This window comes from Photobacterium sp. WH24 (assembly GCF_019204055.1).
Classification (GTDB): domain Bacteria; phylum Pseudomonadota; class Gammaproteobacteria; order Enterobacterales; family Vibrionaceae; genus Photobacterium; species Photobacterium arenosum.
Genome location: NZ_JAGSOZ010000014.1, coordinates 40,799 through 52,626 on the forward strand (window position 1 = coordinate 40,799; position 11,828 = coordinate 52,626).

Sequence of the window (11,828 nt, forward strand, 5' to 3'; positions counted from 1 at the left end):
AAGCAGGGCGTTTTTTTTCGGGTTAGCCTGATCAGCGCAAGGGTCAGATCACCCGTGAAAACTGCTGCTGGCGGGCGCGCTGGCGCAGATAGATATCAAAGCACATACAGATATTGCGGATCAGCAACCGGCCCTTGGCGGCGACTGCAATCCGCTCACCTGTCACAGCAACCAGACCGTCATCGATAAACGTCTGCAGCAGCGACAAATCTTGGGCAAAATAGTCCGCAAAGCTAATGCCATAGCGCTGCTCAATATCCGTTATCGATAACTCAAACTGACAAATCAGGGTTTTAATCACCTCACGGCGCAGCAGATCATCGGCGGTCAGGTTCACCCCTTTCCACAGAGCATGCTGGTGCGATTCAATGTCGGCATAGTAAGCATTCAGCTCTTTCTGGTTCTGGCCATAGCTGTCGCCAATCATCGATATCGCGGACACCCCGAGTCCCAGCAAATCGCAATCCCCCTGGGTGGTGTAGCCCTGAAAATTGCGGTGCAGCTTGCCTTCGCGCTGGGCCACGGCCAATTCGTCTTCCGGCAGGGCAAAATGGTCCATACCGATAAACTGATAACCGCCAGCGGTCAGGGTCTCAATGGTGCTGTGCAGCATCGCCAGCTTTTCTGACGGCGCCGGTAAATCGGCGTCTTTGATTTTTCGCTGGGCGGCAAACAGTGACGGCATGTGGGCATAGTTAAACACAGACAAGCGCCCCGGTTTCATCGCCAGCACCTGCTCCAGAGTGTTAACGAAACGGGCATTGTTCTGTTTCGGCAAACCGTATATCAGATCCAGATTGGTCGAGCGGAAACCCAATTCCCTGGCTCGATTGACCAAAGCTTCAATAAAATCTCTGTCCTGCTCGCGGTTAACCAGCTGCTGAACCTCTTTATCGAAATCCTGCACACCGATACTCAGGCGGTTAAAGCCTTCCGCCCGCAGATGATCCAGCACATCCAGCGCTATCCGGCGCGGGTCGACTTCTATGCTGATTTCCGCATCCGGCAGCAGGGTGAAGGAGGCGCGCAGCTGTGCCATCAGCCGGGTAAGTTGCGGCTTGGTCAGAAAAGTGGGCGTCCCGCCGCCCAGGTGCAGCTGACTGACTTCCCGGCCACGCATCAGCGCTGCACGCTGGCGAATCTCAATGTCCAGTGCCGCCAGATAGATATCGGCCTTATGCGCATGCCGGGTAATGACTTTATTACAGCCGCAGTAATAGCAAAGGGTGTGACAGAACGGAATGTGGATATAGAGCGACAAACGGCGCTCGGGATAACGCTGGCAGGCGGCGGAAAACGCCGCGGCGGTAAAGTCGGGCTGAAACTCCAGGGCCGTTGGATACGAGGTGTAGCGGGGGCCTGAATAGTTATATTTTTCGATCAGTGCCTGATCCCAAATCATGGATTGCTCTGTCATCGCGGCGTTACCTCACAGACGTTCTGCCAAGTCAATCCGCCAAGCTAGCATGAGGCCGCCGCCCGATTATTGATCGATAACAAAAACAGCTCGGATTAGGCCGACCGGCATACAAAAAAACCCAGTGGCCAGCCACTGGGTTTTTCATTTCACTCGCAGGCTCTGGGTCAGGCCTTTTGCGCCAGGATCTGAGTCAGTTCCGACTGTATCGCATCAAACAGCCGTGACTCGGCTTTCATGCGCAGCAGATCGTCTTTCATCCGCTCCTGCTTAGCCAGGGCTTTGCGTTCATCACCACGCGGCATCTCTTCAACCACTTTATACAGCTCAAACAAAGCCGGATACTGGGCGGAAAAGTTGACGCTGCGCTCGGCCTGCAGGACTGTCATCAGCTTGTACAGGCGAATGGCAATTTCCGACATGTCACACTGCTCCTGCCGTCCGGCTTGCGCAATGATGTAGACACTTTCCAGAATATTGCTATTTCGCTGCGCAATTGCCTCGCTCTGTTGCTGCTCTGCGCGGGCAATAAAAGCCTTATGGCGCTGCTTTTGTAAATACAGCTGGTAGAGCAGATAACCGGCGTAGGCCGCCAGTGCCACAACAATCAGGCTTCCTGCCACTAACAACCAGAGTTTCAGATCCTGCAAGGCTTACTCCTTATCGAAATCGTCCCAACGGGTATTTTCAAAGTCATCGAGCAGATCTTCTTCGCTGCGGGCATCCCCGGCGGCGATTTGATCCTCGGCTTCATCCTGTTCTTCTTCGTACAGACCCAGCTGTTTCATCAGCTGCTCAATACGGTCCAGTTTCTGGTCAACCTGCTTCTGCAGGCCGGCACCCAGTTTTTCGCCGGCATCGAGACGGTCCAACAGTGCCATCAGCTGCGGATCATTCTCCAGCATTGCCAGTTCCTGCTCGGCACTCATGCGGCGCGCCTGCTTGGTGGCTTTTGGCTCAACAATCAGTGGCACAGGTTTTTTACTGCCGTGGCGAGGATCTTTCGCCTGCCCCTGACGGTGCGCATTCTGAGCATCAGCGTCTGAGTGGCGGCTGCCTGCTTTCAAGCCTTTACGCTTACGGGCTTTCTGACGGGCACGGCCATCCAGGTCTTGCTGGCTGACACTCTTTTCTACGAACTGCGCCGGGCCTTCAGAGCCAGGTTTACGGCCTCTTTTCTTACGGGTCATGACTGATTTTTCCTCAGCATAATTACATCGTTACCAATAAATTCCACCGTCAGCCCATCTCGCTGTGCCAGATAACGGAACGTCTCTTGGCTGAAAAAGCTGACGTGGGTGGGATCATTCTTGTAATGCCAGCGGCTAAATGCCTCGGCATCGGTTGCCAGCTTAGTCATCAATCCCAGCCAGCCGCCCGGCTTGACCAATGACAGCAGCAACTGCCATTCACGGGCCGGGGTATAAAAATGTTCAATCGCCTCGGTACAGGTGACAAAGTCATACTGAGATGCCAGCGCACCGGTATCCGGGGCAAAATAGGGGTCATAAACAGCAACCTGATGTCCCTGCTCACGAAGCATGCTTGCCAGAGCAGGTCCAGGCCCGCAGCCGAAATCCAGGCCATCCAGCGGCCCTGGCGGCAAACGCGCACTAAGCGGTGCGGCCAGCCGGCTGAGGAAGCGGCGATACCCTTCATCTTCAACATGGTTTTCATGCTGATCGTAGACCGCTTTTTCCTGCTCAGGTGTCAGATGCGAGGCCGGGTCCGCAAACACCAGATTGCAGGCCCGGCATTGAAAATAGGCCCGCCGATTATCTTGATGATAAACCTGAATGGTTGCGCTGTCGCATAAGGTACAAACCGTCATCAGCATCTCCTTGAGCCAGGATTTCCGGCGCGGTCAAAATCAAGCCGCGTATGATAGCAGACCTGCGCCGATTGAGAAACGGACAGCGCGGTGAATCCCAGCCAGTAAAAAAGGCAGCCTGAGCTGCCTTTATTACACTGCGAAGCTTGCGATACTGAGTGTGTGATCAGTGAAGACCGCCAACGTACTGTGACAAGGCGTCGATTTCCTTATCACTCAGTTTCGCTGCAACTGAACGCATCATAGCGTTCATATCATTGCTGCGCTGGCCTTCGCGGAACATGGTCAACTGTTTCTTGATGTATTCCGCAGGCTGTCCGGAAATATCCGGGAAACCAGACAGGCTGGTGCCATTACCCCGCGGACCGTGGCACGCCGTACAGGCCGCAATTCCACGGTCGGCATCACCCACACGATAAAGCTGCTGACCGATTTCGATCGAGCTCTCAGTGGTAGTGCCTTCAATCGCAGGCAGGGAACTGAAGTAAGCCGCCAGATCCGCCATGTCTTGTTCAGACAATGGCATCGCCATGCCGCCCATCACAGGATCATTACGCCCTTGTTCACCACCAGTCGTCATCGCCAGCTTGAATTCCTTCAGCTGCTTCTCCAGATAACGTGGGTGCTGACCCGCAAGGTTGGGGTATTGTCCTGTGATACCTTTTCCATCAGCGCCATGGCATGCTGCACATGTCGCTGCTTTTGCTTTTCCAGCTTCAACATCTCCCTGGGCCCAGCTTGTGCAACTGGCAAGAAGTGTAAATATCAATGCTAATTTCTTCATGACATTCCGTTTATAATTATTGAGCTTCCAGTACCACAAGTATTGCTTAGCAACATGGTATACAATGCACCACTAACCAAGCAGGGTTAGTGGTACATTTTACACACTTTCGCATAAAAGTAATTAGTCGACGACCAGAAGACTTGACGGAGTTAACAGTGAATTCCCCTCTCAACTACAGACAAACCCATTTTATTACCAGTGCTCCGGACATCCGCCACCTTCCTTTGGATAAAGGCGTTGAGATTGCATTTGCTGGCCGATCTAATGCTGGTAAATCAAGTGCTTTAAATCGTCTGACTGATCAGAAAGGCCTGGCACGTACCTCAAAGACCCCAGGTCGTACCCAGTTGATCAACATGTTTGAAGTCAGAACCGGCTGTAACCTGATTGACCTGCCAGGCTATGGTTATGCTCAGGTGCCGCTTGAGATGAAGAAGAAATGGCAGGCCGCACTGGGTGAATACCTGCAAAAACGCGAATGCCTGCAGGGACTGGTGGTGTTAATGGATATCCGCCATCCGATGAAAGATCTCGACCAGCAAATGATTTACTGGGCAGTGGAAAGCCATTTGCCGGTACTGGTCCTGCTGACCAAAGCGGACAAACTCAAAAGCGGTGCCCGTAAAGCGCAGTTGCTGAAAATTCGCGAAGCCGCGCTGGCCTTTGGTGGCGATGTGGAAGTCGAGAATTTTTCTGCCCTGAAAGGCATAGGTGTTGATCAGGTCCGCCACAAACTCGATACCTGGTTTGCCCCGGAACTGGCCCGTCAGCAGGCCTTGCTGGAGGCAGAGAATATTGAACAGGACGGTATGGAGCCGGACGCAGAATAACCTCTATCAATATGCCTGATCGCCCGATCAGGCATCAACCCGCCATTTTTCTCACTTTCGCACCGGTCAGACCATTGACGAACGCCAGATAAAAATGTCCCCACCGGAACGATGGGGCAACGGGAGAGAAATAGGAGGTTTTTATATTTGTTCAGAAAGGATTAATGATTTAACCAGCCAACGCAAGTTTTTTATACGAAATCTGGGCGTTTGTTCCCCTCTGATTCCTGATTTTCCATAGCTCCCCTCTGACATAACATGCACTTTTGCCCGACTCAGGCCAAAAGCTTAGCCAATTGTTTCATTCTGCAAATTAAGTCATCCCCTGATTTACCTGAACCGCTCAATTTGGAACTAAATTACAGAAACATGGCAAAATGACAAAAAAAAGCCACCCAAAAACGGGTGGCCGGATCATGGATAGGTCGGCTGGCAATGTATTCACTCAGTCCGACAAATATGAACAAGAAGCAGGCTTCATTATAAACGCCTCATTAACATAATTAAAGTAATTACTCTAATTATTATCCATCGGGTCATCCGGCAGAGAAACCACACCATCAGTGACACCGGGCTGAGGAGCCAGATTAGCCGCGATTCCGGGCAAAGATGCGTAAAGTATCAGCAAATACTGCCAGCAGAGGGATAGCTTATGCGGGAGAGAATGAGCAACAGTCGGGAGATGAAAACGGATAATGATTGGGCCAGCCACAAATAAAAACGCCCTGGCCAAATGACCAGGGCGGCTAAAAAAAGCCAAATCCAATAACGTGAAACAAAAGGTCTGAAAGATAGAACATCTTACCTCTGTACCCTACGCCGATAACTGTATATCAAGTGTGCAGAGAAAAAAAGCCCTTTTCGTAGTTTTTTTTCATATGAGACGTAATTAAATTATACAAAAATTTGATAAACCCTGACTCAGATTGAAAAAAACCGGCCTGCTGGCCGGTTTTTGACGATTTTATTACATGTTTCACGGTTCACGCTGAGGAGGATTAATGCGCCTGATCCCAGTTGTCACCGCTGCCTGCATCCGCGATAAGTGGCACATCCAGCTCGGCAGCGGCTTCCATCAGCTCGCACACCGATTTCGCCACACTCTCCAGCTCAGATTCTTTCACTTCAAACACCAGCTCATCGTGTACCTGCATCAGCAAACGGACACGCTCGCTGTCTTGTGTCTGAATCCAGTTATCGACGGCCACCATGGCACGTTTGATGATATCCGCCGCCGTGCCCTGCATCGGGGCATTGATCGCCGCCCGCTCCGCCGCTTTGCGGCGAATGGCATTGCGCGATTTAATGTCCGGCAGATAGAGACGACGGCCAAACAGAGTTTCGACATACCCTTGCTCGCTGGCCTGGGTACGGGTGCTTTCCATATATTCCAGCACACCCGGGTAGCGTTCAAAGTACACATTCATGTATTGCTGCGCCTCGTTCCGGCCCATCCCCAGCTGTTTTGCCAGACCAAAGGCACTCATGCCGTAAATCAAACCAAAGTTGATGGCTTTGGCACGCCGGCGCTGTTCGCTGGTGACCTCTTCAATCGGCAGGCCGAGGATCTCGGCCGCGGTCGCGGCGTGGATATCTTTGCCGTGACGGAAGGCATCAAGCAGCGCTTTGTCGCCGGACAGATGGGCCATGATCCTCAGTTCAATCTGAGAATAGTCGACCGCCAGAATCTTGTAGCCTTCCGGTGCTGTAAAGGCCTGGCGGATCCGGCGGCCTTCTTCGTTGCGGATAGGAATGTTTTGCAGATTCGGATCGGTCGACGACAGACGTCCCGTGGCCGCAACGGCTTGATGGTATGACGTATGTACCCGCTTTGTGGCCGGGTTAATCATGCGCGGCAGTTTGTCAGTGTAGGTCGATTTGAGTTTCGCCAGCCCGCGATGTTCCAGCAGCAGCTTAGGCAGCGGGTAATCCAGCGCCAGCTCCTGCAGCACTTCTTCATTGGTCGATGGGGTACCGGAAGGGGTTTTCTTGACCACAGGCAAGCCCATTTTCTCAAACAGAATCGCCTGCAGCTGTTTTGGCGAGCTGAGGTTAAACTCCTCACCAGCCACTTCGTAGGCTTTCGCCTGGATCTCATCTAACCGCACCGCAATTTCCTGCGACTGCGCGGTCAGCTTACCGGCATCGAGCAGCACACCAGTGCGCTCCATGCGAGACAGTACTGGCACCAGCGGCATTTCGATGTCTTCCAGCACGCTTTTCAGTTTAGGATCCGCATTGAGCTTGCCGATCAGCAGGTTGTGCAGACGCAGGGTGATATCCGCATCTTCCGCCGCATAAGGGCCGGCCTGCTCCAGATCGATCTGGTTGAAAGTCAGCTGTTTCTTACCTTTGCCGGCAATGTCTTCGAAACTGATGGTTTTGTGTTCCAGATAACGCAGAGACAGGCTGTCCATATCATGGCGGCCCACCACGCTGTTGTACACATACGACTCCAGCATGGTGTCGAAGCGTATGCCCTGCATGGCAACCCCATAACGCGCCAGGACGCTGGCGTCATATTTCAGGTTCTGGCCTACTTTGGCCTGCTCCGGGTCTTCCAGCAAAGGTTTCAACTGGGCGATCACCCAGTCGCGGTCCAGCTGCGACGGCGCATCCAGATAATCATGGGCCACAGGTACATAAGCCGCTTTGCCTTCTTCCGCCGCAAAAGACAGCCCGACCAGATTAGCGACCATGTAATCCAGGTTGTCCGTTTCGGTATCAAAAGCAAAGACATCAGACTGCTTGAGTATCGCCAGCCACTCGCTAAAGCGGGCCTCATCCAGCACCACTTCATAACCGCTACGATCAATCACAGGGGCTGGCGCTGCAGGTTGTGCCGGCTCACTGTCTTGTGTCGCAATGGTGGCTGCGCCATCAGCAATAATGCGGCCATCGCTGCCGTCAAGCATTTCTGCCAGCCAGCGACGAAATTGCAGTTTGCCGAACAGCCGGGTCAGCTCATCGATATCCGGGGTGCCTTTTTGCAGCTCATGCGGACCGAATTCGAGTTCTACATCCAGCTTGATGGTTGCCAGCTCATACGACATCAAAGCCGCTTCGCGGTTCTCTTCCAGTTTCTTGGCCATGGTTTTAGAGCCGCGAAAGCCCAGCGCCGCAATGGCATCCAGGTTGTCATACAGATCTTTCAGGCCGCCAATCCCGGTCAGCAGGGCCGTTGCTGTCTTGTCACCCACGCCAGGCACACCGGGAATGTTGTCGACCTTGTCTCCCATCAGAGCCAGATAATCAATGATCAGTTCCGGACCGATACCAAACTTTTCCCGTACCCCGTCAGGATCCATCACCACACCCGTCATGGTGTTGATCAGGGTAACGTTCTCATCCACCAGCTGCGCCATGTCTTTATCACCTGTGCTGATCAGCACAGGCATCCCGGCCTGGGAAGCCTGACAAGCCAGCGTGCCGATGACATCATCAGCCTCTACCCCGGGTTCGCATATCAGTGGCAGACCCATGGCTTTAATAATGGCGTGCAAGGGTTCTATCTGCGCACGCAAATCATCCGGCATAGGCGGGCGATGCGCTTTATACTCGGGATATAGCTCATCGCGGAAGGTCTTGCCTTTGGCATCAAAGACAACAGCAATGTGTTCCGTCGCAAATTGACGCAGCATGCTACGCAACATATTTACCACGCCATACACAGCACCGGTTGGTTCACCATCTGAGTTAGTGAAATTGGGCGAGGCATGATAAGCGCGATAAAGATACGAGGAACCATCGATCAGGATCAGTGGATTTTCTGGAATAGTTGCCATAATGGATTGTCTGTATCTGGAAGATAAAAGGATCAGGGTCTTAGGATGCCATGAGATGTGCCGAGTGTTAACAGAAGTTTTTTCCTACCTGGATCACTCCACCTGTGGATAAGTTTGTGAGTTTTTGGAATAAGCCTGATGATCTTTTTTTGAATAACCTGAGAAAGATGATTAAAATAATTTAAAAATCATATACTTAAAATATATAACCAAAAATAACCCTTGATCCTGAAAAGATCATCAAGTGTGGAAAAAGTTATCAGATGGCGGTGTAATCGGTCAAAGCGATGCCAAATTCCCCAAGGTTGAACAAAAAGGAGGCCAAGATGAAAAAGGTTGCAGTGATATTAAGCGGTTCCGGCGTCTTTGACGGCAGCGAGATCCATGAAGCTGTGCTGGCGCTGTATGCCATAGAGCAGGCAGGTGCCAGCTGGCACTGTTTCGCCCCGAACGTGGATCAGCACCATGTGATTAACCATATTACCGGCGAGCCGATGAATGAAACACGCAATGTACTGATCGAAGCTGCGCGCATTGCCCGGGGTCAGATCCAGGATGTGGCTGAATTAAGCGCTCGTGACTTCGATGCCCTGCTGCTGCCGGGCGGCTTTGGGGCAGCGAAAAACCTGTCAGACTTCGCCATCAAAGGTGCATCCTGCCAGATCCACCCCGAGGTCAAGCGTGCCTGCCAGGAATTTGCCCGGGCGCAGAAACCGGCCGCTTATCTGTGTATTGCCCCGGTATTGATCCCCCAGATTTATGGCAAGGGCGCAAAAGGCACCATAGGGCATGAAAAAGAGGTAGCCAGTGCATTTCGCGCCATGGGCGGCGATCATATTGACTGCCCTGTCGATGAGTTTGTACTGGATCAGGAACGCTGTCTGTTAAGCACTCCGGCTTACATGCTGGCAGGCTCGATCTCAGAAGCTGCCAGCGGGATCAACAAGCTGGTACAGCAACTGGTTAAAATGGCCTGAAAAAGAAAAAGCGGCGCTTTATACAAGCGCCGCTCAGCAGAAGTGGTCACTGTTTTTAGCCCTACACCAAAAACCTGACCAAGCTGTATTACTGGAAGCAATGTGAGCAATGTCGTGCCTTCATACGGAAACTGTTACTGCTTATTTCCCGCTGAGTGCAAGTTAATAATAACCATTCTCATTACCTTTGCAAGCGTTAATTGATAATAATTTTCATTCATTAATAAATTCAATACCTTCGCCTGTTTATTGCTTGCTTTACCCATTCTCTGACAGACAAAAAAGAAAAAGCGGTGCTTGAAAACAAGCACCGCTAAGCAAAAGTCGACAACATATTCAGCCCTACACTCAATATCTGCCTTCGCTAAAGTACACTGGAAGCAATGTGAGCAATGTCGTGCTGACAGACCAGAAACGCCTTGCTGTTCGTTTCTCGCTGAAAGCAAGTTAATAATAACCATTCTCATTTATTGATCAAGCATTATTTGCGAATAATTTTCATTTACCCTGTTTATCCCAACTTTTCACGAAATGCAGCCGATAATCCTCTATGCCGTCTTTCTTCTCCATATGCTCTATCTGATAACCGTTTCTCAACAACAATCTCAGCATCGAAGGGTAACGGTTACGGGATTTGACTCTCAGCTCCAGATAGCCCTGCTCTTTAACCCAGGCTTCCTGAGTGCTCATCAGAGCCTGAGCCACCCCATTGTGACGACCTTCGGCGACCACGCCACCAAGCCAGCTGTAATAACAGGTTTCCGACAGGCTGTATCCAATTTTCACGCCCACCAGCTTTCCTTCTTTTTCCGCTACCAGAATCAAAGGACAACGTCCGCGCACTCTGGTTGCCAGACTGTGCTCTGTCTCAGGGTGATCAAATTCTTTGATTCTGGCCAGCACGCTGGCCGCCTCAGCCAGACTGGCTTCACGTATTTTCATCACAGCCCCCAACTCAGATGCCGCCGACAAAAAAGCCGGCGCTTGCCGGCTTTGAGTTTATGACAGCCCCTGCGAGGGCTCAAGCTGGGAACGAATACCAGTCAGACGCTTCACCAGATAATTGAGCAGTACGCCGTACATAGGCACAAACAGGCCCAGGCTGATGATCAGTTTGACGCCATAATCCACCAGGGCAATTTCCACCCAGTGTTCGGCCATGAAGGCATCCGGGCTCTGATAAAAGGCGATGGCGAAAAAAGCAATAGTATCAAGGGCATTACCGAATACCGTCGAGCAGGTTGGCGCTATCCACCACTGCTTGCACTGGCGCAGGCGATTAAACACAGAAACATCCAGAATCTGCCCCAGCAGATAAGCCATAAAGCTGGCTATCGCGATCCGGGCCACAAAGAGGTTGAACTCACCCAACGGCGCGAGCCCCTGAAAAGCGCCCTGATAGAACACCACGGAGAGGAGATAAGACACCGCCAGAGCCGGCAGCATGACCCGGGTAATGATCTTACGCGCCATGGCGGCGCCGTAAATACGTACCGTCAGATCAGTGGCCAGAAAAATAAACGGGAAGGTAAAAGCGCCCCAGGTGGTGTGGACACCAAACAGGGTGAAGGGGATCTGAACCAGATAGTTGCTGGAGGCAATGATCACCAGGTGGAACAAGACCAGAATCCACAGAGCCTGACGCTGCTGGGCCGGCGAGAAAGGAGAAGTCGTCATCAACAGACCTTTTTGTCAAATGGGGGCGAGGGAACCCAAACACACCAACAGCACATTTTATGTACAGTGCTGTCACCAAAGGCGCTGATTATACAGTAACCAATCCGACTGCCAAGACACCACAGGGTTTGGCAAACGTTTGCTGTTAAAAATTGATTACTGAGTCAAGTTTTTGAGCCAACCAGCCAGAAAAGCCAGCGTGTCGCCGTCATCCCGGCTGAGTAATTCCAGCCACATCGCTGAACTGTAATGCTCGCCTTTCAGCATCATCCGGCAGCCTTCAAAATCGATCAGCCAGATATGTAAATCGGCATTGGCCTCTTTTTCTACCACGCTCGCCCCCAGCACAGTGACCAGTGCCTGCGCGACATCGGCAAAGCTGTCGTAGTCAAAATCCGGGGTCTGCAGATGCAAACAGCCTTGCGCGTTGTCCAGTTCGCGAACGCCAAAACGGATGTCAGTCGGATAAGTCATTGGGTGTCCTTCCAGTCTCCGGTGCTGCCGGGCAGTTATGGTGTAAGTAA

The 11,828-nt window shown here is 52.0% G+C and carries 12 protein-coding genes; 2 read left to right on the top strand and 10 right to left on the bottom strand.

The features are described from left to right. Positions 1 to 43: 43 nt before the first annotated feature. The 5 genes from hemN to KCG43_RS16300 form a co-directional block, all read right to left on the bottom strand. Positions 44 to 1,417, bottom strand: coding sequence for an oxygen-independent coproporphyrinogen III oxidase (hemN, locus tag KCG43_RS16280; RefSeq protein WP_218386275.1), 1,374 nt, complete (start codon positions 1,415 to 1,417; stop codon positions 44 to 46). Positions 1,418 to 1,584: 167 nt separating this feature from the next. Then, the gene (locus KCG43_RS16285) at positions 1,585 to 2,067 is read right to left on the bottom strand and encodes a DUF2489 domain-containing protein (protein WP_370630703.1); all 483 of its coding nucleotides are present in this window, start codon (positions 2,065 to 2,067) and stop codon (positions 1,585 to 1,587) included. A 3-nt stretch (positions 2,068 to 2,070) separates the two neighbouring features. Next, positions 2,071 to 2,607 carry a Der GTPase-activating protein YihI gene (yihI, locus tag KCG43_RS16290; RefSeq protein WP_192017424.1) on the bottom strand — a complete coding sequence of 179 codons (537 nt, stop codon included), beginning with the start codon at positions 2,605 to 2,607 and terminating at the stop codon, positions 2,071 to 2,073. Further along, complete coding sequence (locus tag KCG43_RS16295; protein WP_218386277.1) at positions 2,604 to 3,248, bottom strand: class I SAM-dependent methyltransferase; 645 nt, start codon at positions 3,246 to 3,248, stop codon at positions 2,604 to 2,606. The genes yihI and KCG43_RS16295 overlap by 4 nt, the downstream gene beginning before the upstream one ends. A gap of 166 nt (positions 3,249 to 3,414) precedes the next feature. Then, a complete protein-coding gene (locus KCG43_RS16300; protein ID WP_027251506.1) occupies positions 3,415 to 4,032 on the bottom strand; it encodes a cytochrome c in 618 nt (205 codons plus the stop codon). Between the two features lie 158 nt (positions 4,033 to 4,190). On the opposite strand from KCG43_RS16300, the gene yihA reads away from it, so the two are divergent. Continuing rightward, positions 4,191 to 4,865 carry a ribosome biogenesis GTP-binding protein YihA/YsxC gene (gene yihA / locus KCG43_RS16305; RefSeq protein ID WP_218386279.1) on the top strand — a complete coding sequence of 225 codons (675 nt, stop codon included), beginning with the start codon at positions 4,191 to 4,193 and terminating at the stop codon, positions 4,863 to 4,865. A 998-nt stretch (positions 4,866 to 5,863) separates the two neighbouring features. Here yihA and polA read toward each other — a convergent pair. Continuing rightward, positions 5,864 to 8,650: a DNA polymerase I gene (gene polA, locus KCG43_RS16310; protein ID WP_218386282.1), complete on the bottom strand. Its 2,787-nt coding sequence runs from the start codon at positions 8,648 to 8,650 to the stop codon at positions 5,864 to 5,866. Positions 8,651 to 8,976: 326 nt separating this feature from the next. Between polA and elbB the strand changes: the two genes are divergently transcribed. Further along, positions 8,977 to 9,627, top strand: coding sequence for an isoprenoid biosynthesis glyoxalase ElbB (gene elbB / locus KCG43_RS16315; protein ID WP_218386284.1), 651 nt, complete (start codon positions 8,977 to 8,979; stop codon positions 9,625 to 9,627). A 134-nt stretch (positions 9,628 to 9,761) separates the two neighbouring features. Here the strand turns inward: elbB and KCG43_RS16320 are convergent, their stop codons facing one another. The 4 genes from KCG43_RS16320 to KCG43_RS16335 all read right to left on the bottom strand — a co-directional run bounded on the left by KCG43_RS16320 (position 9,762) and on the right by KCG43_RS16335 (position 11,778). After that, a complete protein-coding gene (locus KCG43_RS16320; protein ID WP_218386286.1) occupies positions 9,762 to 10,094 on the bottom strand; it encodes a hypothetical protein in 333 nt (110 codons plus the stop codon). A gap of 31 nt (positions 10,095 to 10,125) precedes the next feature. Beyond that, entirely contained in the window at positions 10,126 to 10,569 is a 444-nt protein-coding gene (locus KCG43_RS16325; protein WP_192017417.1) for a GNAT family N-acetyltransferase, read from the bottom strand. A gap of 57 nt (positions 10,570 to 10,626) precedes the next feature. Then, positions 10,627 to 11,304, bottom strand: coding sequence for a 7-cyano-7-deazaguanine/7-aminomethyl-7-deazaguanine transporter (locus KCG43_RS16330; RefSeq protein ID WP_192017416.1), 678 nt, complete (start codon positions 11,302 to 11,304; stop codon positions 10,627 to 10,629). A gap of 156 nt (positions 11,305 to 11,460) precedes the next feature. Continuing rightward, complete coding sequence (locus KCG43_RS16335; protein ID WP_218386288.1) at positions 11,461 to 11,778, bottom strand: DUF3630 family protein; 318 nt, start codon at positions 11,776 to 11,778, stop codon at positions 11,461 to 11,463. Between the last annotated feature and the right edge of the window lie 50 nt (positions 11,779 to 11,828).